The sequence below is a fragment of the Accumulibacter sp. genome, assembly GCF_036625195.1.
In the GTDB taxonomy this organism is placed as follows: Bacteria; Pseudomonadota; Gammaproteobacteria; order Burkholderiales; family Rhodocyclaceae; genus Accumulibacter.
The window spans coordinates 2,797,304-2,820,353 of the sequence record NZ_JAZKUG010000001.1 but is presented as its reverse complement, the minus strand read 5'-3'; the positions used below and the strand labels follow the sequence as shown (position 1 = coordinate 2,820,353).

At 66.1% G+C, this 23,050-nt stretch carries 20 protein-coding genes and 4 pseudogenes; 11 read left to right on the top strand and 13 right to left on the bottom strand.

Going from position 1 to position 23,050, the window contains the following annotated elements:
- Positions 1-12: 12 nt before the first annotated feature.
- The 3 genes from V5B60_RS12540 (at position 13) to V5B60_RS12530 (ending at position 1,798) form a co-directional block, all read left to right on the top strand.
- Positions 13-468 (top strand): hypothetical protein, encoded by a 456-nt coding sequence (locus V5B60_RS12540; RefSeq protein WP_332347324.1) that lies wholly within the window; start codon positions 13-15, stop codon positions 466-468.
- A gap of 114 nt (positions 469-582) precedes the next feature.
- A complete protein-coding gene (locus V5B60_RS12535; protein WP_332347322.1) occupies positions 583-1,590 on the top strand; it encodes a Vgb family protein in 1,008 nt (335 codons plus the stop codon).
- A 43-nt stretch (positions 1,591-1,633) separates the two neighbouring features.
- A complete protein-coding gene (locus tag V5B60_RS12530) occupies positions 1,634-1,798 on the top strand; it encodes a hypothetical protein (protein ID WP_332347320.1) in 165 nt (54 codons plus the stop codon).
- Here the strand turns inward: V5B60_RS12530 and V5B60_RS12525 are convergent.
- The 4 genes from V5B60_RS12525 to V5B60_RS12510 all read right to left on the bottom strand — a co-directional run bounded on the left by V5B60_RS12525 (position 1,765) and on the right by V5B60_RS12510 (position 6,260).
- Positions 1,765-4,101, bottom strand: a complete 2,337-nt coding sequence (locus tag V5B60_RS12525) for a 2OG-Fe(II) oxygenase (RefSeq protein ID WP_332347318.1) — start codon at positions 4,099-4,101, stop codon at positions 1,765-1,767. The two genes, V5B60_RS12530 and V5B60_RS12525, sit on opposite strands and share 34 nt — an antisense overlap.
- Positions 4,102-4,275: 174 nt before the next feature.
- Complete coding sequence (locus V5B60_RS12520) at positions 4,276-4,533, bottom strand: MoaD/ThiS family protein (RefSeq protein ID WP_332347316.1); 258 nt, start codon at positions 4,531-4,533, stop codon at positions 4,276-4,278.
- Positions 4,534-4,561: 28 nt separating this feature from the next.
- Positions 4,562-5,701, bottom strand: coding sequence for a WD40/YVTN/BNR-like repeat-containing protein (locus V5B60_RS12515; RefSeq protein ID WP_332347315.1), 1,140 nt, complete (start codon positions 5,699-5,701; stop codon positions 4,562-4,564).
- Positions 5,702-5,804: 103 nt separating this feature from the next.
- Positions 5,805-6,260, bottom strand: a complete 456-nt coding sequence (locus V5B60_RS12510) for an SRPBCC domain-containing protein (protein WP_332347313.1) — start codon at positions 6,258-6,260, stop codon at positions 5,805-5,807.
- 580 nt (positions 6,261-6,840) lie between these two features.
- Here V5B60_RS12510 and V5B60_RS12505 point away from each other — a divergent pair.
- Positions 6,841-7,890, top strand: coding sequence for an NAD(P)H-dependent flavin oxidoreductase (locus tag V5B60_RS12505; RefSeq protein WP_332347312.1), 1,050 nt, complete (start codon positions 6,841-6,843; stop codon positions 7,888-7,890).
- A 26-nt stretch (positions 7,891-7,916) separates the two neighbouring features.
- On the opposite strand, the gene gltA is transcribed toward V5B60_RS12505, so the two are convergent.
- A complete protein-coding gene (gene gltA, locus V5B60_RS12500; RefSeq protein ID WP_332347311.1) occupies positions 7,917-9,251 on the bottom strand; it encodes a citrate synthase in 1,335 nt (444 codons plus the stop codon).
- Positions 9,252-9,561: 310 nt separating this feature from the next.
- On the opposite strand from gltA, the gene V5B60_RS12495 reads away from it, so the two are divergent.
- Together V5B60_RS12495 and V5B60_RS12490 are read left to right on the top strand one after the other, a co-directional pair.
- Positions 9,562-9,942, top strand: a complete 381-nt coding sequence (locus V5B60_RS12495; protein ID WP_332347309.1) for an MbcA/ParS/Xre antitoxin family protein — start codon at positions 9,562-9,564, stop codon at positions 9,940-9,942.
- Positions 9,902-10,627, top strand: a complete 726-nt coding sequence (locus V5B60_RS12490; RefSeq protein WP_332347308.1) for an RES family NAD+ phosphorylase — start codon at positions 9,902-9,904, stop codon at positions 10,625-10,627. The genes V5B60_RS12495 and V5B60_RS12490 overlap by 41 nt, the downstream gene beginning before the upstream one ends.
- Positions 10,628-10,838: 211 nt before the next feature.
- Here V5B60_RS12490 and V5B60_RS12485 read toward each other — a convergent pair.
- The 8 genes and pseudogenes from V5B60_RS12485 to V5B60_RS12450 all read right to left on the bottom strand — a co-directional run.
- Positions 10,839-11,188 (bottom strand): annotated as a pseudogene (locus tag V5B60_RS12485) (transposase); the annotation flags it as partial.
- Positions 11,189-11,281: 93 nt separating this feature from the next.
- Positions 11,282-11,548 carry an IS4 family transposase gene (locus tag V5B60_RS22255; RefSeq protein ID WP_434735300.1) on the bottom strand — a complete coding sequence of 89 codons (267 nt, stop codon included), beginning with the start codon at positions 11,546-11,548 and terminating at the stop codon, positions 11,282-11,284.
- Positions 11,524-13,278: pseudogene (locus V5B60_RS12475) on the bottom strand (IS4 family transposase); the annotation flags it as partial. The gene V5B60_RS22255 and the pseudogene V5B60_RS12475, both read right to left, overlap by 25 nt.
- A 416-nt stretch (positions 13,279-13,694) precedes the next feature.
- A complete protein-coding gene (locus V5B60_RS12470; protein ID WP_332347303.1) occupies positions 13,695-14,000 on the bottom strand; it encodes a hypothetical protein in 306 nt (101 codons plus the stop codon).
- A gap of 19 nt (positions 14,001-14,019) precedes the next feature.
- Positions 14,020-15,570 carry a hypothetical protein gene (locus V5B60_RS12465; RefSeq protein ID WP_332347302.1) on the bottom strand — a complete coding sequence of 517 codons (1,551 nt, stop codon included), beginning with the start codon at positions 15,568-15,570 and terminating at the stop codon, positions 14,020-14,022.
- A 309-nt stretch (positions 15,571-15,879) separates the two neighbouring features.
- Positions 15,880-16,530, bottom strand: a pseudogene (locus V5B60_RS12460) (SDR family oxidoreductase).
- Between the two features lie 243 nt (positions 16,531-16,773).
- Entirely contained in the window at positions 16,774-19,077 is a 2,304-nt protein-coding gene (locus tag V5B60_RS12455) for a glycogen debranching protein (RefSeq protein ID WP_332347300.1), read from the bottom strand.
- A 31-nt stretch (positions 19,078-19,108) separates the two neighbouring features.
- The gene (locus V5B60_RS12450; RefSeq protein WP_332350550.1) at positions 19,109-19,978 is read right to left on the bottom strand and encodes a carbohydrate-binding module family 20 domain-containing protein; all 870 of its coding nucleotides are present in this window, start codon (positions 19,976-19,978) and stop codon (positions 19,109-19,111) included.
- 643 nt (positions 19,979-20,621) lie between these two features.
- Between V5B60_RS12450 and V5B60_RS12445 the strand changes: the two are divergent.
- From V5B60_RS12445 to V5B60_RS12425, 5 genes and pseudogenes are all read left to right on the top strand, one after another.
- Positions 20,622-20,702: pseudogene (locus tag V5B60_RS12445) on the top strand (tyrosine-type recombinase/integrase); the annotation flags it as partial.
- Between the two features lie 31 nt (positions 20,703-20,733).
- Positions 20,734-20,871: a hypothetical protein gene (locus V5B60_RS12440; protein ID WP_332347298.1), complete on the top strand. Its 138-nt coding sequence runs from the start codon at positions 20,734-20,736 to the stop codon at positions 20,869-20,871.
- A gap of 393 nt (positions 20,872-21,264) precedes the next feature.
- Positions 21,265-22,497, top strand: coding sequence for a tyrosine-type recombinase/integrase (locus V5B60_RS12435; protein WP_332347296.1), 1,233 nt, complete (start codon positions 21,265-21,267; stop codon positions 22,495-22,497).
- A 2-nt stretch (positions 22,498-22,499) separates the two neighbouring features.
- Positions 22,500-22,757: a DUF4160 domain-containing protein gene (locus tag V5B60_RS12430; protein WP_332347294.1), complete on the top strand. Its 258-nt coding sequence runs from the start codon at positions 22,500-22,502 to the stop codon at positions 22,755-22,757.
- A gap of 5 nt (positions 22,758-22,762) precedes the next feature.
- A complete protein-coding gene (locus tag V5B60_RS12425) occupies positions 22,763-23,023 on the top strand; it encodes a DUF2442 domain-containing protein (RefSeq protein WP_332347293.1) in 261 nt (86 codons plus the stop codon).
- Positions 23,024-23,050 lie beyond the last annotated feature (27 nt).

Below are 23,050 nucleotides of genomic sequence, written 5' to 3'. Positions count from 1 at the left end.
AGGCCGAAATCGGTGAGCAGCGTCGGCCTGCAGCCGGCGCGCGTCAAACCATGCTCGATCAGCCACGTGAAGCGCTCGCACTCGAACACCGGCTCGGCAGTGACTATGCCGACTTGCTGCACCTCATTCGTCGACGCCGACGGCAGCCAGCAGTTCGGCAAGTGGATCTTCGAGCCGGTCGGCGGCGTGCAAGGCCTGGCCGGCGATGAAGCGAAGGCCCAGGGCCCGGGCTTCCTGTTCGACGATCTGCGCGAGCGCGTCAAGCAGTCCACGGTGGCCTCCAGCTTCAATCCCGCACATCCCGCCGCCAGCGCGCACGATTTCGGCGGCTGGCAGCCACGAATCGCGCTTCCGCGGTTTGGGTTGGGGTTCGGGTTCGGGCAGCGCAGCGTCGTGTCGAGGGGACGGCGCTTTCCAGGGCTGACTCACCCCCATTGCACCGCGCAGGGCGCCCACGGCAACCCGTAGCCGACCACCTTCTCGCCGCCGCACGACGCGCCCTCGCCACGCATCGAGGCACATCGGAAGCACTTGGCCACGGCGACGGTCACATTCCATCGTTACTTCCTGGGGAGCGAACCGATGACCTCTTCCTTACAGCGTTTGGCGCATGCCGGCCTTGCCGTCGCCGCTGCCCTCGCCCCTGCCGTTACGCTCGCCGGCGGTTCGAACTACGGTGTCACGCCCGGAGCGCTGCCGGCGGTCAGCGGCAAGGTCAGCGAATGGCCGGTACCGACACCCAAGTTCGCGCGCGATCCGGCTCCCGGCCGCGACGGCGCGATCTACATCGCGGTGATGCAGGGCAACCGCATCGCCCGCTTCGACCCGGCGACGCAGCGCTTCGTCGAGTGGGAACTGCCGCCGGGGGCGAAGCCGCACGGCCTCGTCGTCGACCGCGAAGGCCTCGTCTGGTACACCGGCAACGGCAACGGGACGATCGGCCGCCTCGATCCGAAGACCGGCAAGGTCAGCGAGTTCAAGGTGCCCGGCGGCGGCGACCCGCACACCATCGTTCTGGGCGACGACGGCAGCCTGTGGTTCACTGTCCAGCATGGCCAGCGCGTCGGCCACCTGACGCCGGCAACCGGCCGGATCGTCGAATACCCGATGAGCGACAACCCCTACGGACTGGCGATCGACCGCCAGGGAGTCGTCTGGGTCTGCCGGCTGGCCGGCGACGCGCTCGGCTGGATCGATCCGAAGACGGGTCAGCGGGGCGAAGTGGCGACCGGGAGCGGCTCGCGCCCGCGGCGGATCGCGCTCGCGCCCGACGGCTCGCTCTGGGTCGCGTATTACGGCAACGGCCGGCTGGCGCGCCTCGACCCGGCGACGCGGCAGATCACCCACAGTTGGCCGCTGCCGGCGAACGGCGGCAAAGGCGCGTACGCCGTCACCGTCGATGGCGCCGGACGCGTCTGGGTCAACGGGATCGATACCGACACCGTGTCGCTGTTCGACCCGCAGCGCGAGACGTTCCGCGTCATCGCGCTGCCCTCCAGCGGCGTCGGCATTCGCAAGGCGATCATCGACGCCGACGGCCGCTACTGGTACATGGGCAGCCATAGCGGCCGCCTCGGAAGGATCGAATGAGCGCGGGAATCCCCGGGGTCGCCGACGGGCCGCCTGCATCCGGATGATGAAACTGCTCGGCGCTGCCTTCGTCCGCGGCGCATCTCCCGCCAACCGGGAACGCGAGCTTCGCCAGGCGCTGACGCGCCTGGCGCAGCGACTCGGCTACCCCGCGGCCCGCCTGCCCGCGCCAGCTCATCGCCCGGATGGCACCAGCAAGCGCGCCTGATCGCGCAGATCCTGTTGCCGTTGCACCACCCGCCGCTCGAAGCTCGCCAGGTTCTTGGTGCACACCAGCGCATGCGGGTTGCCGCGCCGGTCGGTCTGCTGGCTGACATCGCATTGCTCGCGGCGGATCGAATCCTCGACGTGGCTGCGGTACCTCTGCGCCGCCCTGAAGACCCAGACTGAACGAACCGGGTCAGCGAGAAACTCCGCGAGCTCCCGGCAGTGCGCACAGCTGCAACCGACGCGGCTGGGACGCGCGAAGTCGACTGGCGGAGCGAGCGGTTGATCGATCCGTCGCGCGAGATGATCCAGACAATGCGCGCGTAGCCGCCGCGTCGGCGGCCAGTCGCTCGCCGGCCAGCCGTGCTCGGTCAGCAGGCAGGCGGCGGGGAGGAGAATGGCATCGACGGGGAAGGGTTCAGGCCAGTTCAGCAGGTGGTCCACCGTCTGCTCGCCAAGCGAGTGGACGCCGAGATGACACAGCGCCGTCAGCAGGTCGACGACGAGATCCGGCGTCACCGGCAAGGGGCGCCGCCAGCCTGCCGTCGGCATCGCCACCGCCGGATCCCCCGGCAGGGCAGCAAGCAGCACCTGCGCTGCGGGTTCGAGCAGCTCGGTCGACACGCCGGTGGCCGAACGGGCGAGGAATCGCGCCGCCATCCGCTGCAGCAACCCGGCGCAGGCGCTGGCCTGCCATGCTGCATTGCGGGCGATGATGCGCTGGACGAGATCGGCGGCCCGTTCCGCTGGAAGCAGTGCCGCCGCTTCGGCCAATGCCTCGTTGTCGCCGGCGTCGTAGCAGCCCGCGGCGCTGACCTCAGCGAGCAGGGCCTCGATGCTGCCGCGGTCCTCGAGCCGGCGCAGCGCGGTCAGCATCGGAGCGGCCCTTGCCGCAGGTGTGGGCGACAGCCAGCCGGTTGTCGGCCAGTCCTCCCGCCGCGCGATGATCAGCCGTGCGAGCCGTTGCCCCTCGCGTCGCAGGGGCGACCCCTGGGCCTTGCCTTGCTCGACCCAACGCTCGCCCAGGGCCGCCAGATACGGCAGCGACACCCGGTGGCCGGCGCTGGCGACCACCTGCAGCTTGCCGGCCTGCGGCCAGAGCACCAGCGCGGCCCGCCGATAGCTGCGCTCGAAGCTCGCGCCGGCGTTCCCGGTAGCCTCGAAGAAATGTTGCTCGTCGGGCTCCTCGTCGTCCAGTGCGCCCGGCGGACACAGTTCCGCGTCGACGAACGGGATTTCGCCAAGACCCGGGCGGCTGCCGTCCGGCGCCTGCCAGCCGGAAAGCGTGCTCGAACGTTCGCAGATATCGAGCACCTCGAAATCATCGTCGCCCAGCGACGAATGATGCCTGCCGCGCGACCACTCGCCGCAGTACTCGGCACTGCCGCTCTCGCTGATCGCCAGAAAGGCAAGGTGGAGTTCGCAATCCGCCCGCCCGGCGGCGCTGGCGAGGACCGAGGCGACGGCGGCATCGACCCCCTTGAGCGAGCGAAAGCCGATCTCCGCCGGCGTGTAGACATGCTCGAGCGGATGGATCAGCTTGGCCGGCGACGATGCCTCGGCCGCAGTCGGCTCGACCGCCGTCTGCTCGACCGCCCAACGGCCGAGCAGACCGCCGACCCGCTCGATCGCGGCATCGTACGCCGGCGGGCCGGGCGGACCGCCCGGGCCATGGCGGACCAGGTTGTAGATCAGGACCAGCCGGCAGCCAGCGGTGACCGGCCGGACCTCGTGCCGGCAGTCGGCGTAGAAAGCGGCGTAAGCGATTTCCGCCGGCTCCGGCGAGGAGAGGTCGAGGCAGACCTCGCGCTCGCGGTGGCGGATGCACAGCTCGCCGCCGGTGTAGAGCGAAGGCAGGACGACCACCAGGGTGGCGAACATCCCCGCCGCCTTCTCGGTGTCACGATGGCTGAGGAAGAAGCTGCCGGTATCGTAGACCAGGAGCTTGTAGAACTCGGCCGAAACGGGCTCGCCGATGCCCAGACCGGCCGCGCAGCGCGCGACGATTTCGGCGAACTGCTGGTCCCAGTGCCTGCCGCCGAGCTGCACCCGGTCGGCGGCGATCTGCCATGTCCGGCGCACGTCGGTGTCCACCAGGGTATCGTTGCCGCGGCCGTACGGCGCCTGTTCGGCAACGGCGACGAGCGCTGCCGCCTGCGCCGGCAAGAGCGGCAGCGCAATCGGGCCGACGCCGTCGACCTCCAGCCGCGGTGCGAAGATCTCGCGGCGGCCCGTGGCGAAGAAATCGCCGGGGCGGCGGACGTCCCTGAGGAGTTCGGCCAGGTCTTGGGCAAGATTGCTCATGGCTTGCGGTCTCGCGGGCTGATCGAGGGATTCGGGCGCCTGCGGTTGGCACTTTCGGTGCGCCCGGACGCTGCCTGCGGGCCGGCGGCAGCGCGATCAGTATGGATGCGCGCGAGCCCGAAGTCGAGTACGGCAGCTTCATGCGGCAGGCGCCGCTGAATCGGTCACAGGCGATCAGCCACCACTCAACGCCTGCACGATCATCAGCTCGCCGTCGGCTGCGAGCGGCGTCGACAGCTCGAAGACCATCGCGCGCCGCCAGAAGATCCGCATGTGGCGACGGATCGCCCCCTGCTCGTCGACCATGCGGAAACGGATTCCCGGATACCGCCGGTCGAGGTCGTCGAGAACCGCTCCCACCGTCGCCCCTTCCGCCTCGACCCATGGCCCGCCGGTGTAGGATTGCAGCGCGCTCGGAATCAGCACGCGCATCGCCGCCTCGTCGCCCGCTCGTTCGGCATCACCGCGGGTACGCGATGTCGACCGCGTAGATCTCCGGCAGGTGGCGCGCCAGCACCTGCCAGTGCGCACCCTCATCGCGGCTGCACCACAGCTCGCCGCTCGTCGTGCCGAAGTAGAGGCCGACGGCGTCGGCCTGGTCGGCGCACATCGCCTGCCGCTTCACCGTCCACCACGCCTGTTCGCGCGGCATACCCTCGTCCAGGCGCTGCCAGGATTCGCCGGCGTCGCGCGTCACATGGACCGCTGGCCGGCCGCCCGGGCTGGTGCGCGGCCAGACGTCGGAGGCGTCCATCGGCAGCACCCAGGCCACCCGGTCGTCGCGCGGATGGACGATCAGCGGGAAGCCGATGTCGCCGATCTCGCGTGGCATGGCCAGGCCGATGCGCAGCCAGCGCCGGCCGGGACGGTCGAGGCGGTAGATGCCACAATGGTTCTGCTGGTAGAGCCGATCCGGATTGCTCGGGCAGATGCGCACGCAGTGCGGGTCGTGGAAGCTGATGTCGTCCGCATCGAAACCCTCGACGACCTGCAGGCCATCGACCAGCGGCGCGAAGCTCTGCCCACCGTCGGTCGACTCGTGTACGCCGCCGCCGGACATCGCGAAGTACAGGTGCCGCGCGTCGCGCGGATCGACGATGATCGAATGCAGCTTCGGCCCGTCGGGCGTGCCGTCCTGCGCCGTGCCGAACCACTGGCGGTAGCGCGGATCGTCGTTGATGCACGAGAACGGCGCCCAGGTTTCGCCGCCGTCGGCCGAGCGGAACAGCCCCTGCGGCGAGGTGCCGGCGTACCAGACGCCGGGCTCGCTGGTGTGCGCCGGCGCCAGCCAGAAGCTGTGGTCCACGCTGCGCGCCGCGAGGCCATTCGTCGCCGGGGCGAAGGCCGGCGGCTTCGCCGCTTCCTTCCACGTCTTGCCGAGGTCGGTCGAGCGGAAGATCGTCGGCCCCAGGTGGCCGGTCTTCGCCGCCGCCAAAAGGGTGCGGCCGTCGCGCGGATCGAGCGTGAGGTGGTTGATGATGTGGCCGAGGAAGTGCGGGCCGTCGACACGCCACGATTGGCGCGCTGCATCGCCGTGAAACAGCCAGGCGCCCTTGCGCGTCGCCACCAACAGTACCGGCCTGTCCGTCGTCGCCGTCATCCCCCGCTCCTTTCCAGCATCGCCAAGTCTGCCGCCACGGCTGCCGTGCGGCCGGCGCGGCAGGGGCAGCTGACGCTCGTCGCGCAGCGCCTCATCGCCCCACTCACACCGCGTCCGGCCCGGCCTCGCACAGTTCCCTGAGGACCGCCAGCGCTTTCGGCCAGGCATCGCGCAGGTACTCCTCGAACTCCGGCGCGGTGTCGCATTCGACCGACACCTCGGTCGCACCGTGGACGTCGCGGAAGCGGTAGTTCTCGAAAGCCGGACCCCAGGCCTTGACGGCGTCGCTGTCGGCATCTTCGACACCGTCGCGGATGATGCCCAGATGCTGGATCGAAATGAACTCGTGCAGCCGGTTCGCCGCGATCCGCGCCACCATGCCGCCGCCTTGCGGCGACAGGAAGCGGATGTGTGCGCCCTCGTCCCAGGATCCCTCGTAGTACGAGCCCGCGCAGAAAGGCTGTGTCCACACGCGGTAGGTGGGGTCGTCGAGCATCGCGCGCCAGACGTGCGGGCGCGTCGCATGGATGCGTACCGAGAACTCGAGTTTCGTGCTCATCGTCGGCCCTCCCATGGGCGTTCCGCCACATCGTCCGTTCCGCTGCTTCTATTCGTCATGTCGCCCTCCTCCTCCAGTTCTGGCGCGCGGTCGCGAGTGTCCGGAAGCGCTGGATCGCCTCGCTTGGCCCAAGTGCCTCGAATTCGGGACGTCGCAGCACATCGGCCCCGGCGGCGCAGCCGCTCGTTGAGCGGATCGGGACACCGCGTCGACCGGCCCGGAGCCTCTTGGCGAGACTCTATCTCACTGATCGTGAAGCCGGCGATCAGTTCCCGCGGTTCGCATCCAGCGGCCCATCATCCCGCCCTGTCGCGGCACCGGCAAGCCCCTGCAGTGCGCCAGCGGCTGCTCCTCGCGCCGGGCGCGGGAACCGCAGCCCGGCGGCCGAAGCGAATGTACAATGATGCGGGAGCCTGGGGGGGTATCCTGTCCAGCGACGTTCGGCGCCGCTCGGGACGACCCGCAGTCTCTAGCCGCGGTGCAGGACATCCGTTCCCGCCGACCGCGGCGCTGCCGACGCCGCGGGCGGCGAGCGCGCCACGGACCACGTTCACCCAACCAGACCGGCCAGGCATCGACCATGCGCATCACCGAACTCTTCGGCATCGACCTCCCGATCATCCAGGCGCCGCTGGCCGGCGTGCAGGGTAGCGCGCTGGCCATCGCCGTCTGCCGGGCCGGTGGCCTCGGCTCGCTGCCCTGCGCCATGCTGACGGCCGAGGCGATCCGCCAGGAAATGGCGGCCATCGACGCCGCCACCGACCGGCCGTACAACCTCAACTTCTTCTGCCACACACCGCCGACGCCCGACGCAACCCGCGAAGCGCGCTGGCGCGCGGCGCTGGCGCCCTATTACGCCGAGTTCGGCATCGACCCCGCCGGCATCGCTGCCGGACCTGGCCGCCTGCCGTTCAGCGACGAAATCGCCGCGCTCATCGAACCCTTCGCACCGCGCATCGTCAGTTTTCATTTCGGCTTGCCGGCACCGCAACTAATGGACCGCGTGCATGCCTGGGGCGCGAAGATCATCGCCAGCGCCACCACCGTGGACGAAACCCGCTGGCTCGAGGACCATGGCGCCGACGCGATCATCGCGCAGGGCCTCGAAGCCGGTGGCCACCGCGGCCACTTCCTCGATGGCGACCTGAGCGAGCAGATGCGCACCTTCGAACTGCTGCCACGCGTCTTGGCCGCAACGAGGCTGCCGGTCATCGCCGCTGGTGGCATCGCCACCCACGAGTCGGTCGCCGCCGCCCTGCGGCAAGGCGCGGCTGGCGTGCAGGTGGGCACCGCCTACCTGCTCTGCCCGGAAGCCACCACCAGCCCGCTGCACCGCGCCGCCCTGCGGGCCGCCAGCGGCGACGACACGCGACTGACCAATCTGTTCACCGGCCGCCCGGCGCGCGGCATCGAAAACCGCCTGATGCGCGAACTGGGTCCGCTCAGCGACCTGCCGCCGGATTTCCCGCTCGCCACCGCCGCGCTCGCGCCGTTGCGGACAAAGGCCGAGGAACTCGGGCGCAGCGATTTCTCTCCGTTGTGGGCGGGCGAGAGCGTTGCCGCGATCAGCGAGAAATCGGCAGCGGCGCTGACGCGACGACTGGCAGGAGGCGAGCCGGTCGCCACCTGACTCGACAGTCGCGTCGACGACCGGCGTCAGCGATCGGCGAGCGGCACATAGGCGCGTACCGGCACGCCGGTGTAGCGCTGGCGCGGCCGCGCGATGTGCTGGTCGGCACCCTCGATCATTTCCTTCCACTGCGCGATCCAGCCGATCGAGCGGCCGAGAGCGAAGAGCGACGGGAACATCGCAGTCGGGAAACCAATCGCCCGCAGCATGATCCCCGAGTAGAAGTCCACGTTCGGAAAGAGCTTGCGCTCGATGAAGTACTCGTCCTCGAGGGCGATCCGTTCGAGCTCGAGCGCCAGCGCGAACATCGGTTCGTGCTCCTTGCCCAGTTCGGCCAGCACCTCATGGCAGGATTCACGCAGCACGGCCGCCCGCGGATCGTAGTTCTTGTACACCCGGTGGCCGAAGCCGGTCAGCCGGAACGGATCGCTGCGGTCCTTGGCGCGGGCGATGTAGAGCGGGATACGGCTCTTGTTGCCGATCTCCTCGAGCATGTTCACCACCGCCTCGTTCGCTCCGCCGTGGTCCGGCCCCCACAACGCCGTGATGCCGGCGGCGACGCAGGCATAGGGATTGGCGCGGCTCGAACCGGCGATGCGCACCGTCGCCGTCGAGGCGTTCTGTTCGTGGTCGGCGTGGAGGACGAGAAAACGGTTGATCGCCCGCGCCAGTACCGGGCTGACCACGTATTCCTCGGCCGGAACGCCGAAAGCCATGCGCAGGAAGTTTTCGGCGTAGCCGAGATCGTTGCGCGGATAGAGGAACGGGCGTCCGAGCGAGTACTTGTAGGCCATGGCACAGATCGTCGGCATCTTGGCGATCAGGCGATGCGTCGCCACCATCCGCGCTTCCGGGTCGGTGATGTCGATGCGGTCGTGGTAGAAGGCGCTCAGCGCGCCGACCGTACCAACCATCACCGCCATCGGGTGGGCATCGCGGCGGAAACCCTCGAAGAAGCGCTTGAACTGCTCGTGCACCATGCTGTGATGAACGAGCAGATCGTTGAAGCCGGCCAGTTCCGCCGCCGACGGCAGCCTGCCGTAGAGCAGGAGATAGCAGACCTCGAGGAAGTCGGCGTGCGCCGCCAGATCCTCGATCGGGTAACCGCGGTGCAGCAGGATGCCTGCCTCGCCATCGATGTAGGTGATCGCTGAATCGCAGCTGGCGGTCGACATGAAGCCGGGGTCGTAAGTCAGATAGCCGGTTTCGGCATAGAGGCGGCGGACGTCGATCAGCTTCGGACCATGGGTGCCGCCGACGACCGGAAGCTCGTACTGTTTCCCGTCGGCGTGGAAGACGATGCTCACCTTTTCGCCTTCCACCGGCGGCGTGACTTTCACATCGGGAAGTTCGCGTTGCATGTCCGGGCCTCCTTGCTGTATGCAGATCGTGGTCACTCGCGGATGCGGCACCCGGCTGAAGGATCGACCCTGTGCCCCGGCGTGCGTCCCCGCATGTTTCGGTCCTGTCGCGAATCGGGCTGCGGGACGGCCGATCCGCTGGGTCCGCGGCGAGTATAGGCAGCCGCGGCGCGCGACGTCAATGCCAGCGGCAACTGCCGAAGATCATCGGGAATCCTCGATGACGCGCGACGACGGCCGCGCATGAGCGCGCACAACTCTTCCCACAGAAATGATTGCAGTCTATAATTTCTGCAGAAAGGAGACCACGATGCCCGGAATGAGCATCCAGGCGGCGAGCAGCGCCGAACCCGCAGCCGTCCTGAGCAAGGCGGTGACGCGCGCCGCCGATCAGCTGCACATCCAGCGCTCGCTGCTGGCGAGGGTCCTGGGGATCAGCGCCGCGACCGTCAGCCGACTGTACGCCGGCACCTACCAGCTCGACCAGCGGCGCAAGGAGTGGGAACTGGCGATCCTGTTCGTCCGCGCCTTCCGCTCGCTCGACTCGATCGTTGGCGAGCAGGAGACGGCATGCCGCTGGCTCGTCAGCAACAACCGCGCGCTCAACGGCCGCCCGCTGGAGCTCATCGCCCACACCGAAGGACTGGTCCGTGTCGTCCATTACCTGGACGCCTCGCGCAGTCTCGTCTGAGGCGCGCGACTGGCGCGGCTGGGCCTGGCGCATCGTCGAGGCGCAGCACGTGGCGGCGACGATGAAGATCGTCGATGATGCCACCGAGCAGGAGGTTCTCGAATCGCTGCTCGAAGCCAGCAAACCGGCGGTCCCCGGGACTGCCAGCGGCCTCGACTACCTGCTGGCGACCCCCTTTCGCTATCCACCGCTGGCACACGGTTCCCGCTTCCGGGCGGTCACCGATCCCGGCGTCTTCTACGGCGCAGCAACGGTGCGCACCGCCTGCGCCGAACTCGGTTACTGGCGCTGGCGCTTCCTGCAGGATGCCGAGGATCTCGAGCGCATCGGCCCGGTCGCCCACACCGCGTTTCGCGCCGAGCTACGCACCACGGCCGTCGACCTGCGCGACGAGCCCTTCCGGACAGAGGCCGCCGCGTGGACACACCCCAGTGACTACGCCGCGACGCAGTGCTTCGCCCGGGTCGCCCGCGAGGCCGACGTCGGCGCGGTCATCTACCGCTCGGTGCGGGCACCGGAGCCGAGCTGGTGTCTCGCCGTCCTGACACCGACAGCCTTCGCCAGCCGCAAGCCACATCCGGCGAGGCAAAGCTGGTGGCTGCTGGTCAACCGGCAGGGCGTCATCTGGCGGCGAGATCACGAGCTGATCACGCTGGCGATGCCCTGTCCGGCGCCGGCGACGTAGCCGGCGCCGGGGCTGGATCGCCGCCGGCCGGCATCCTCATCCCCTTCGTCGCCATGCGCGCGCTCGGGCTGAGAGGCTGTGAATCTCTTGCTTCTGCGCCACAGGTGGCGCGACGGGAGGCTGACGCCCGCCTGGGGCGAAATATGCGGATTGCATGCGCTTGGCGAGCTGTTCAGCCGGGAGCTACCGTTTTTCCGCACTTTTCCCCTGATTATCCTGCCATTTCCGGTACTGCGGACGTTCCTGTCCCTAGGCCGACCAGTTCGAGGGGGCGGCGGCATGCATCACGTTGTGCGCCAAGGCGAACAGGAGCGCGACGCCCTTGACTCTCTTCAGCCCGCGGACCAGCAGGCGATTCAGGCCGCGGTTGCACGCCAGCGCATTGACGCATTCGGCCGTCGCCGCGCGATCCTTGTAGAGCGACTTGGCCTCGTCACTTTTCATGCGTTCCCGGCATTGGGCCAGCGCCGGGCTATCCTTGGCCTTTGGTTGGTGAACGTCCGTGTTCCGGTCCTTGGCTTTCAGCACCGGTGCGTAGACGGTGGTGCTCTCGGCGACCGCATGGAAATCGTCTCGTGCATCACGCCAGCGTCTTCGAGATGAACGTGGAGAGTTTCCGCCGCCGCTCTGCTCAGAAGGGGCTAGCCCTGCCCTTTACCCGCAAGTCTTGTTGTCATCCGAAGTCCAGAGCCGGAGCGAGAGCCCTTCGCGCAGCGATTGCAGGACCGAATAGCCGTGCCACATGATTTGATGCCCTGGAGAGGGGTCTTTGGCGCGGCCAATGTATCCGCCGAGTTGGGCTACGAGACGAACGGCGTCGCCGAGCCGAGTGGGCTTGGGGATTTGTTTTTTTTTGCGTAGGCCTGCAGCACTTCGATCTCGGCGTCGGAGAACAAGACCTCGGCGGGAAGATCGGGGCACTGTCTGCCCAGGAGCGTCATGAGCATGATGCGCCAAGCGATGACGAGATTGATGGCGATGGCCCGTTTGAGTCGCTCAGCGGTCTTGTGTTGCAGCGCCTCGATGCGACAGCCGCTCTTCAATACGCGATGCCAGTCTTCGATGCGCCAGCGCAGGCAGTACCACCGCAGGCACTCCTGGGCTTGTTCTGGTGTGGTGATCTCGCAGGTGGTGATCAGGAACCACTCGAGCGGTTCGGCGTCGGCTGGCGGCGAGGGTTCCTGGACATGCACCACCCAGAGCCTGAGGGCCTTCCGGGCCGGGTATTTCGACGGCCGGCGGAGTTCGACTTCGCGGTAGCGCAAATTGACGTGCGCGGTACGTTGTGCGTGCCCGTCGCGTGCCTTCTGTTTGCTTTTCTTGGTCCGAGCGCTTTGTCGCGGCACGTTGATGCGAAGCTGGCGTCGCACGGGGCTTTGTCTGACGAGTTCGAAGAGGTTGAGTGCCTCGCGGGTGGCGCGGTCATGTTTGGCGCGAACCAACAGTTCGACGCGGCCGCTTTGGCGTGGCTCGTCAAACAGTTCGAAGAAATCCGCCTCGCGATCCATCACGCAGACCTGGCGCGTGTCGGGCAGCGCGGGGACCAGATCGTTGCATTGGCGAAGACCCTCGATCCAAGTGAAGGTCTTCTTCTCTTCGATCGGTATGGCCGACGCCGGGCGCAGGTCCTCCTTTGCCCGGTGCGTCGGTGCCACACAGTGTGCCCTCAGGACCCCCAGCGGCAGGCCCTGGGTCGTCAGCACCAGCGTCGAATGCAGGTGCAGTCCGCCACTCTGGGCACCCGTCTGGTTGCTGCCGATGACGCCCAGCCCGGCACACTGGACCAGACCAGAATAGTTCAGCTCGGTCCCGTCCTGAACGCAGAGTACCGTCGACTGCGCCTTCATCCGCTGCACCGTGCGCCGTTGGTGAGGGGCCAGGATCGCCTGCATGGTGACCAGCGAGTCATCGGCTTGCTCGATCAGCCGGTAGTACGACTTGATCGCCGGCTTGTCTCCTTGCGCGGCACCGCAGAACGCGCGCCCCGGCATCTCGCCCATCGTGCGGGCAAAGTCGGCCAGCCGCCTGTTGCTGCGCCGGTCCCCCAAATTCGCTCCGGCAAACTCATGGCCCGCCCACTCGTCCCCCTCCAGACCTTCGCTGATCTGCAGCGCAGTCACTTGGAGCGGTTCGGCAATGGCTGCCAGGCGGGCGCGTACATCGGGCTCCAGTTCATAGACGTAGATGGCCTTGACCGTCTTCGCGTTCTCGTTGAAGCGATCCTGTCGGCCACGCCCTTTGGTCTGGCCAATCTCCAGCCAGTTCGCTGCCCGGTAGCTGGTGCCGATGAAGTGTTGCGTGTCCACAAAGCTCTCCACCAGCCAAGGGCGATAGCCGTACTGGGCCTCGTAATCCGCACCCACGCGCCGCAAAACCATCCCCAGCACGTGCGAGGCCAGATTCGGGCAGTGCACCGAGTGGCGGATGAGAAAGCGGCTCATGCCAATCACCCCGTGCAGGTGCTGGCGCCGGGCATGATCGTTCCAGCCGATCCATCGCTCTCGGTCGGCCAGATGCAGCGCCGACGCCCCGAAACCAAAGCCGCCCAGCCAGCCATGCTCAGAGCCAATCAGGTAGCGCATCTGCGCCCCCACCAAAGGCCCAGCCCCCTGCGGATGCTCGCACAGCATCAACTCGTTCCACACCCGCATCAGCTCGAGAGTCTCAACGAGGACCAGCCTCAGCCCACGAAGCTCTGCGAGCACCGTCGGCACGTCCATCGCCCCATCAACGGGTTGACCCAGACGCCGCGGCCCTGCTGCCGTACGGCGCTTGCGCATCGGCGCCGGCAGAACGAAGTGCCCCGCCCCCTCCAACTCACGCAGCGCCTTGACGCAGCCTGCGATCTGGCTACGCCCGCGGGCATCACGCAAGCCGAAGTGCTGACAAATCGACTCGGCAACCGAGGATAGACTTCGATGCTCCTTGCCCGCCAACAGCTCCCGGATAACCTCAATCGAGGCTTGCTGTCTCAGCGCTCGCTTGACTTGGTTTTGCTCATTCATACCGAACCATAATCGGTTCGATCAAGAAAGTCCAGTCCTAATTTTTCGGGTAAAGGGCAGGGCTAGCCCCTTCTGAGCAGAGCAAAAACCCACAAGCAAAACCGAAGGGGTAGCGATCCATTGCGCCTCGCTTCCACCGGCCAGGATAATTGACGCCGACCGGTCAAAATAATTGACGCCAGGCAATCGACCGATGCGCCGATCAGATTCTCTCCACGTACCATCAATTCGGGCAGCACGAAGCGGTGTTCGGCCGCGAGTTCGCCGTCCATCGCGTCGCACTGTTCCGCTTGATCGGGATTGAGACGGGTTCCGGCGAGCATCAGCGCCCCGGCGCGTGAGTCCTCGTCGATCCGCGCCTTGACCACCGCCGGCGCACCGACCGAGTCAGTAGTACTTCTCGGCGCAGCGCGCTATATCTGCTGTCCGCTCGTACTGCAGGCACGCCCGAGCATCGAGGTGCCAGCGCGCATGTCGACGAGCCGATCCGCCAGTCAACCGAGCATCACCCTCGCTGCTTGGAGCCGCGGCCGCCAACGGGCCCGTCGGCCCCGCTACCACCTGGACGGCCGGGCGCTGCTGACTGGCCAAGGCTTCTCCGACCCTTCCGGCGAAGCGCTCCAGACCGCCCTGAAAGTACTCGCGCGTGGCCTCTCGCACGTTGTCGGCATACCATTTGCTCGCCGGACTTTCGTAAATCGCCGCGAAGGCAGCGAGTTCGTCGTCGCTTGCTTCGCGATAGGCGTAGGCAAGCCTACTGGCAAAGGATTCGCGAATTCGCGGTTCGAGTGTCGAGCGCAGCGTCGCCATCTGTGCCTCGACGTCCATCACGCGCTTGCCTTCGCTCGCCGCGGCAGCCTCCAACATCGCCTTGGTGCTGCTCAAGGTCATCTCCGCGGCCCACTGCCCGGCACCGATCGCACCTTCGAGGCGCAGCAACAATGCCTTCCGCTTGTCTGCCGGCGGCTGGATACGTGACTGCTCAACAAAGCGAAGGAAGGCTTGATCGTCCTTTTCGCCGGCGGCCGAGAGTTCACTCATTCGCCGCCCAACGGGACCGCTGAAGTCGTTGAGCACGGCGCGAAGTTGCGCTTCATTGAACTGCGTCCTGAAGCGCTGCTGGAGTCGATGGCGAAGCGCCTCCGGGGGAAACGCTTCGCGCTGCGCCGAGTAGATAAGCTGCTTTTGCTCCGGCCTCAACCGGAGGGATGCGCCAATGGACTCGAGTGCGACGCCGATGCGCTGCTGCATTTCGGCGATGCTTTGTGCCACCCCGGTTGCTTCGAACACCTGCCCAATCAGCACATCGGGCGCCGGTGCGGTCACCGGAGGCCCGTTTGCTGGCTTCGGGACAGGTGTCGCTGCGGGAGACGGAGGTGGGGGCGAAGGCTCGCCCAGAATCATACCCTTTCCAAACCACACCAGCGTCAGCACGACCACAAGAGCCAGCAAGTCCAGTAACAACCATCGCTTCTCGCGCATTTCTGGGATCCTCGCCATGCCTTTTTCAGTGCCTTCACCCGCCTGCCCTGCTGTGATCATCATGGCTCTTGTCTTCTTCCAAGTCAGAAAGAGCAAGAACGGAACGGACGCTGTGTAGCCAAACAAGAAGCCGAAAATCCATGCGTTCCGACCGGGATCTTCAAAGCCCGCATACCCATACGCAAACGACCAAGCATAGAGGGCAGGCGCCGTCAGGCAGTACACGATTAGCGTAACTCGGCCAGCGTGTCGCCTTCGCAAGAACACAATGCCCCCGAATAGTGGAAGGGCCGCCAAGGCAGCCATTCTCAAGTAACGGCCGATTTGCCATCCAATGGGCATTGCAGCGTAGGCGGGAGGTCTCATCAGCGCGATCTCGATGAGGGACAACAGTTCAAGGCACCCAATCGCCACAAATATGAGAGCGACCACGCGAATGCCTGTATTGATGTTCATGACTCTTATGGGGTAACTGAGTTTCCGGAAACAGTTCTGCTGCAGAATTTCAGGGCCTACTGGCGAACTCGGCGCCCCAAAAAATGCTGGAGGTCGAGTCCCATCAAGCTTTCGCTCGTACGGCGGTTGCTCCTATTGTGTACGCGGTTGGCGGGAGAAACAATGCCCATACTCCAAACAATAGTATCCCGTGCGGATCGTGTCAACGACTGGTTCGGGGAAGGGGTTCTTGAGCGTCGATGCTTGGCCGTCAGCAGACGAAGGATTTCCACTTGGCATCGCATGCCGCCGCGGAGCCGGGGCACGACCTTACCACGGTAGGATGTCGCCATTCTGGTGCAAGAATCGTCCGGTTGTCTCGATCTTGAGTTCCTCGATGCGCTGTAAGAGCCCGCGAACAGACTCGTCCGGATCGATCTGGCCGTGGCCCCGAGTCATCTCGGTACGCACGCAGCCTGGATGCAGGATGACCACAGAGGCTCCCAGCGGCTTGAGGTGGTGGGCGAGGGAGACACCGGCCGCATTGAGGGCCGCCTTGCTCATACGGTAGCCGTAGTAACCCCCGGAAGTGTTATCGCCCATGGCGCCCATCCGACTGGTGATGAGCGCAACCTTCGTGCCCGGATGCAGGCGCGGGGCAAAGCCCGCGTTAGAAAGAGCGGCGCCAAGGCGTTCACTTCAAACTGCGCGCGCACCGCGTCAGCATCAACCGCTTCGAGGGAGTCGGCCATGAGCACGCCGGCGTTATGGATCAGGAGGTCAATCTCGTCGTGGGCAAGCCTTTCGGCCAGCTTGGAAGCAGCATGAGGGTCTGTCAGGTTGGTCGGGCTTTCGACACGCACCCCGAGCGCGTCGAGCTCCGGCGACATACCGCGACCACGCTCCCCCACGAGCCCTGAGCTGTCGCGCGAACTCAAGGCCGATTCCGCGATTGGCACCAGTGACGACTGAACCCCCCATCCCGGTCCTCCTCTTCGATCCGTCTCAAACCCCTCGCTCCAGTGTCCATGCCTTACCGCCATGACCCTTCTTCACGGCAGAAGCACATCGGGTCGACTACAAGAATAGGACAGCTTGAACGGAGAAGCCAGAAGCCCAGAAGCCAACAGATCCTCGAGCTTTTCCTGTCCAAACAAACGGGGCCACCTCTGGCTTCGCGGCTGGCGCCTCGCTTCATGCACCCTCGGCGCACCCTCCTCCGGCCTACCTGGCGATCAGCAGCAGGACGCTGCGCCCGCACAGCGAGTAGTTCGTTCCTTCTCCGCCCACAGGATCTTCGCCGCGGGGGGCGCGCACCTGGCTCGCGCCTTCGGCCCACGGGCACGTATCGGTGACGCGATGCCACTGCCGGTTGCTTCCCGGCCACGGCAGAGAGAAGTTGACGTCGCCGCTCCAGCCGTTGTAAGCGATGTAGATCGCCGCAGCGCTGTCGCCGAACTCGGTGCCGTCGATGCGCCAGGCGATGGCGTGGTTGTTCGGGTGGTCGAAGTACGCTCCGTCTGCCACCGCGCCATCGGGCTTGAACCAGCGCAGCTGCTCCATCACGTTGCCGTTGTTGTCGATGGCGGAATAGAACGTCGCCGGGCGCAGCGCCGGGTGTGCGGCGCGAAAGGCGATCATCGCCTTCGCGAAAGCCCGAAAGTTGCTCTGCTCGGGGCTCGGGTTCCAGTCCAGCCAGTTGGCGGTCGAATCGAGGTTGTACGGATTGTTGTTGCAGCGCAGCCCGCGCAGCGCCTCGTCACCGCCGCCGATCATCGGCACACCGGCCGACAGCATCAGCAGCGCGAGGCCATTGCGTGCCGCCCTGCGCTGCGCGCCGGCGTCACCGCCTTGGTCCCAACTGCTGTTGTTGTCCTCGCCGCCGTCGGAGGGACCGTAGGGCCACGCCTGGCCGTTGTTCTTGCTGTTGCATGCGTACAAGTCGTGCAACGTGAAACCATCGTGTGCGATGAGGAAGTTGACCGAGTTCCACGGCTGGCGACCGTTGTTCTGGTACAGATCTGCCGATCCGGAAAAACGCGTCGCGAGTTCGCCGGTGGTGATCGACGCGCTACCGAGCTGGTTCTGGCTGCGCCTGACGCTGTCGCGATAGCGGCCGTTCCATTCCGACCAGCCACTCGGAAACCCTCCGACCTGATATGAGTTGCCGCCGATCGCCCAGGGCTCGGCGATCAGATCGATGCCAACGCCGCCACCGGCCGGGCGTGGCGGCAGTTCGCGAACGATCCGGTTCAGCGCTGTGCCGGGGTCCATCTTGTCGTAGTTGAAGCAGGCGGCTTCGCAGGTGTTGCCGAGCACCGACGCGAGGTCGAAGCGAAAGCCGTCGACCCCCAGCGTATCGCGCCAGTAGGCAAGCGAATCGACGATCAGGTTTTGCGCAATCGGGTTGCGGGTGTTGTAGTTGCCGCCGACGCCGGTGTTGTCCCAGGTCCATTGTCTGTCGCTCGTCAGCGTGTAGTAGGTCGGGTTGTCGAGACCGCGAAAACTCAGCACGTTGTACGTCGTCGGGTCGTCGGACTTCCACGCGCCGCCTTCGCCGGTGTGGTTGTAGACGACATCGATCAGAACCTTGATCCCCTGGTCGTGGAAGGCCTTGACCATCGCCTTGAATTCGCGCGTCGGGCCGCCGGGGCTGCGATCGGCGGCGTAGCGGCGATCGGGGGCAAAGTAGTTCAGCGTCGCGTAGCCCCAGTAGTTGTCGCCGTCGGTACTTGGCGGTTGCGACACGTCATTGGTGTCGTTCTGCGTTTCCTGCACCGGCAGGAACTCGACGGCGGTGACGCCGAGGCTCTTCAGATACGGCGCCTTCAGTCCCGCGCCGCGATAGGTGCCGCGATACGCCTGCGGAATGGCCGCATCGTTCATCGTCAGGCCGCGCACGTGGACTTCATAGATGATGTCGTCCTTGAACGCGCGCGTCGGCTTGCTGCCGATCGACTGCCTGTCGCTGCCGAGCACAATGCCTCGCGGTGCGACGTGGCCGCTGTCGAGGTTGCGATAGTCCGCTCCCGACGCATATGGTACGCCACTCAGGTTATCCGGCGTCAGCGGGTCGTGGCTCAGCTCGAGCGCGTACGGGTCGACGAGCAGCTTGTTCGGATTGAAGCGGTTGCCCAGCGCGTCGACATCGCTGACGAAGCCCAGGCTCGAGCCCTTCGTCCAGTCTGCATCCCAGGTCCAGTTCGGGCCCCACGCGCGATAACCGTAGTACACCGGGCCGTTGAGGCCGGCTCGCTTCAACGCCGCGCGCGAGACGACCGTCGACCAGACGTCGCCGCTGCCGCGCGTGAGCGGTATGCGCGCCACTTCCGGCGAGGCGCCTGCGGCGGCGTAGAGCCACAGTTCGATCCGCGTCGCGCGCGACGAATAGACCTTGAAGGTGATCGCGCTGCGCTTGGCGTTGTAGCTGGCACCGAGTTGCGACGCATTGATCGCCGCAATGGCTGGAACGTAGGCAAGGGCGCTGCAGGCCAGCGCAAGGCCCAGCAGATGGCGAATGAAGTGCATGCTTGCTTCTCCTTGAATGCAGAGTTGAAGGTCAGCGCGCGAATGGGCCGTCAGCGCGCGCCTGCGCTCCCGACGCGCAGCTCGTGAATTCACGGTGGCCGCTGGCACTTGCCTGGTCGCACTCCCAGACGGCGCCTGTGCCGTCCCATTTCGCGTGCTTGTATTGCACCGCCGTGGCGGCCGGCAGGCTGATGCGGTCGCTCCATGGCGCGTCGGCGCCGGTGCCGCGAATCGTCAGCGCGAAGCCGTTGCCGGCAGACCAGTTGCCCACGCCGGCCTGGTTGCCGACCACGTACAGGCTCTGGCCCCAGGCCGTGCCGGCTCCGGTGACGATGAACGTGAGGGTGCAGGTGGCGCCACCGCCTATTGGCTGGCCGGTGTCGATCGCCACCGCCGGAACGTTCGCGCCGCCAGCCGGCACGGCGATATCGCCTTGGCCGTGGACGTCCACCACCACCCTCGTGCCGCCGCAGGTTCGGCCGTTGGCGTCGCGTGTTGCGTCGATGACGTTGCAATACGTTCCGGCCGGCATGTGCTTGGCAGCGTCGATGCGAAAGCCGTCGACGCCCATTTCGAGCAAGCGGCATAGGTGGTTGGCGACTTGGCCCTGGACATGGCTCCTCTCGACGGCGAGATCGGGCATGCCTTCGAGGCGACAGTGCATGACCTCGCCGCGACGGGCAGGCGACGTGCAGTCGGCGTCGCTGATCGGACCACCGTCGGTGTGGAAGTCATTGGCACTGAAGTAGTGATCGGTCAGCGTGACGGCGTTCGAAGGCGGACCGTCGGCGGCGATGCCCGCATCGGTGGCCATCCGGTTGACGACCACGTCGGCGAAGACCCGCACCCCGGCGTCGTGGCAAGTGCCGATCATTCGCTGCAGATCACCCGGAGTTCCCATGCGGCTGGTGAGATTGAGGGAGTTGACCGGCTGGCAAACGCCCCACCAACTGCCGACCTGCTGCGAAGCGCCAGGCGGCAAGATCTGTACCGCGCCGATACCTTGCGGGCCGAGCCATGCGATGCGCTCGGCGGCGATGTCGTTCCAGTTCCACTGGCACATCTGCACCGAGGCGGCGGGCGGGTTGAAACGGGCGGCGTCGGCGGCGCCGGTCAGCGCCAGCGCTGCCAGCGCGGCCACCAGCGAACGCGGCTGCCGACGAAGGCATTTCCAGTTCATCATGGTTGCTTCATTGTTGGATCGCCATGTGTGCTGTCTGTCACCCTCGTCAGCGATCTTCGCACCGGTCGGCGAAGGCGCATTCGATTGGATCGCAAAATTCAGAAGCGGGAGGATCGGAACTTCGATGCCTCCAGCAGTATCTCGTCCGTTCCCGTCCGCGTCAATCGTGAAATTCGTGCTCAGGGTTGCCGATCGGCCCGGCAAACCCACTCCGGGACGCCTGTCATCTGTGCCCGTGGCCACATCGGCGGCAGAAGCCTGGCGGCGGCCATCTCGGCCGCCTGCGCCAGTGCGCTGACGCCTCACGCAACGGCGAGTTCGGCGCCAGCACCCCGCAGTTTGTGATCGGAGACCTGTCGCACACGGTCTGCGCCGCTCGTTCGGCACTCTGGCCGAGTGGGTGGAGTGCCCTGCGGGAGTTTCGGCGCAGATCATGGGCCACGGAGCTGGACGCGCTAGCGCTGAAGGCGCTGATGCGTCCGTCCAGGCTCGGCAACGAGAGCCGGCTGGATGACGTGCTGACGAGCTTGTCTGCTAACGTGATCAGGCCGGCGGCGAACCCGGAAGCGGTCGAGGAAGACGGTCAAGCCGAGCATCGACGGGCGATGTGACGGGCACCACACTGAACCGCTTCCGCCCCTTCAGCCGGCGCGCTCGACTTTCGCGGAAATGCCGAGGGTGCGCGGCGACACTTGCATTCTGGTCGTTCCCCAGTCGTTCCCAGAAACCCAGAAAGCAAAAAGCCCGGCCTTGCGGGTCGGGCTAAGTGCTTGGTTTACTGGTGCCGCTGCCCGGAATCGAACTGGGGACCTACGCATTACGAATGCGCAGGCTGAGGCAGACCTACGCATTAACGAAGCTAAATAGTTCTTGCCCTAGCAGTATCTTAGCGATACACTGACCTTAACGGGGTTACAGCAAAGCGCATCGTTCTGCACCCGAAAAGTAACCCCAGCGTAACCCCGGCGTAACCCCGGGGCAGACCAAACGCATAAGGTCACGTCATGAGCGATGCATCGAGATTCCAGTTCAACAAGGAGCGAATCCTTGCCCTGCCTGCTTCGGCGGCTGGCACGCGGGCAACTTATCACGACACGAAGACACCGGGCCTACAGCTTCGCGTAACCCCCGCAGGCGTGAAAACCTTTTCCATGTACCGGCGCACCAAGGGCGGCGGTCCGGAACGGGTGACCTTGGGTCGCTTCCCTGCCATGACCGTAGAGCAAGCGCGGAAGGCGGCTTCGACGGTCAATTCAGAAATCGAGCACGGCGCGAACCCTGCCGAAGTGAAGCGCGTACTCAAGGCGGAGCCGACACTGACGGAGTTCTTCACCGAATACGGGAGACGGCACGGCGAAAAGCTGGCCGTGTGGTCCAACATGCAGCAGCGATTCCGGGACTACTTGCAGAAACCGCTGGGTGACCAGAAGCTCGGGGGCATCACGCGGGCGATGATTGCGCGCGCGCTGTCCGACGTTGAGAATGCAGGCAAGGCCCCGGCGACGGTCAGGCTGGTACGGGCGCTGGCGTCTGGAATTTTCGGCAAGGCGATTGAATGGGGCTACCTTGAAGTGAACCCGGCGCAAAGCGTCAAGGTGGCCGGGCGCCTCGTGAGCCGCGACCGATTCCTGCAAGCTGATGAACTGCCCCGGTTCTTTCAATCGCTGGCGGAAGAGCCGAGTATCGCCATGCGCGACTTCATTCTGCTGGCGCTGCTGACTGGCGCACGGCGGTCAAATCTATGCGCCATGCGCTGGTCGGAAATCAACGTGGCGGATTCCGTCTGGCGAATCCCCGATACCAAGAACGGCACCCCGCAGAACGTGACGCTCTGCCCGGAAGCCGTCGAGATCCTGAAGGCACGACAGGAAACGATCGCAGGCGAGTTTGTCTTCCCTGGGCCTGGCGCCAGCGGCCACATGGTGGAGCCGAAGAAGGCGGTGATTCGCGTCATGGAGCGGGCCGGGATTCCCTACGGGCGCAACGAGGCGAACGGCGTAACGCTGCATGACCTGCGGCGCACGCTCGGCAGTTGGCAAGCGAGAACCGGCGCAACGCTGGCGATCATCGGCAAGAGCCTGAACCACAAGAGCCAGCAAGCAACCGCGATCTACGCGCGACTCGATCTTGATCCGGTGCGCCAGTCCGTCAATACGGCAACGGCTGCCATGCTGGAGGCCGGCGGAATGAAAGAGGGGGCCGAGGTCGTACGACTGCCGAACCGGGGCGCTGCCTAGTCATGCCTGAAATCTCCCGCTTCTTCGGCATCGTCATTTACATGAACTGGCGGGAGCATCCGCCGATGCATTTTCACGCGGTCTATGGCGAGCATGAAGCCCTGATGACGCTGGATGGCAAGCTATACGCCGGTTCGCTGCCGGGCCGGGCGCTGTCGATGGTGCGCGAATGGCTGACGCTGCACCGGAAAGAGATTGAAGCCGACTGGGAGCTTGCCATGCTGCGCAAGCCGCTGAATCCCATTGATCCCTTGGAGTAACCCTGATGATCCTGCACACCACGGAAGTAACCCCGCTGTCGGGCTATCGCCTGTTCCTGCGCTTCAACAACGGAGAGTCCGGCGAAGTGGATCTGTCCCACGAACTTGACGGTGAAGTGTTCGAACCGCTACGCGACCCGGCGCTGTTCGCTACGGCCAGCCAGCACCCGGTCATGCGCACGGTGGCATGGGCAAGCGGCGCGGACATCGCCCCGGAATTCCTGCTCGATCTGATGCACGCGCAGCAAGGAGATCGGGCTGCGTGACCAAGGATCTCCGGACCGATACGCCCG

Coding starts and splice junctions, on each gene's coding strand:
- V5B60_RS12535 (WP_332347322.1), top strand. CDS start 583: ATGACCTCTTCCTTACAGCGTTTGGCGCATGCCGGCCTTGCCGTCGCC.
- V5B60_RS12530 (WP_332347320.1), top strand. CDS start 1,634: ATGATGAAACTGCTCGGCGCTGCCTTCGTCCGCGGCGCATCTCCCGCC.
- V5B60_RS12525 (WP_332347318.1), bottom strand. CDS start 4,101: ATGAGCAATCTTGCCCAAGACCTGGCCGAACTCCTCAGGGACGTCCGC.
- V5B60_RS12520 (WP_332347316.1), bottom strand. CDS start 4,533: ATGCGCGTGCTGATTCCGAGCGCGCTGCAATCCTACACCGGCGGGCCA.
- V5B60_RS12515 (WP_332347315.1), bottom strand. CDS start 5,701: ATGACGGCGACGACGGACAGGCCGGTACTGTTGGTGGCGACGCGCAAG.
- V5B60_RS12510 (WP_332347313.1), bottom strand. CDS start 6,260: ATGAGCACGAAACTCGAGTTCTCGGTACGCATCCATGCGACGCGCCCG.
- V5B60_RS12505 (WP_332347312.1), top strand. CDS start 6,841: ATGCGCATCACCGAACTCTTCGGCATCGACCTCCCGATCATCCAGGCG.
- gltA (WP_332347311.1), bottom strand. CDS start 9,251: ATGCAACGCGAACTTCCCGATGTGAAAGTCACGCCGCCGGTGGAAGGC.
- V5B60_RS12495 (WP_332347309.1), top strand. CDS start 9,562: ATGCCCGGAATGAGCATCCAGGCGGCGAGCAGCGCCGAACCCGCAGCC.
- V5B60_RS12465 (WP_332347302.1), bottom strand. CDS start 15,570: ATGAACATCAATACAGGCATTCGCGTGGTCGCTCTCATATTTGTGGCG.
- V5B60_RS12455 (WP_332347300.1), bottom strand. CDS start 19,077: ATGCACTTCATTCGCCATCTGCTGGGCCTTGCGCTGGCCTGCAGCGCC.
- V5B60_RS12450 (WP_332350550.1), bottom strand. CDS start 19,978: ATGGGAACTCCGGGTGATCTGCAGCGAATGATCGGCACTTGCCACGAC.
- V5B60_RS12440 (WP_332347298.1), top strand. CDS start 20,734: ATGCGTCCGTCCAGGCTCGGCAACGAGAGCCGGCTGGATGACGTGCTG.
- V5B60_RS12435 (WP_332347296.1), top strand. CDS start 21,265: ATGAGCGATGCATCGAGATTCCAGTTCAACAAGGAGCGAATCCTTGCC.
- V5B60_RS12430 (WP_332347294.1), top strand. CDS start 22,500: ATGCCTGAAATCTCCCGCTTCTTCGGCATCGTCATTTACATGAACTGG.
- V5B60_RS12425 (WP_332347293.1), top strand. CDS start 22,763: ATGATCCTGCACACCACGGAAGTAACCCCGCTGTCGGGCTATCGCCTG.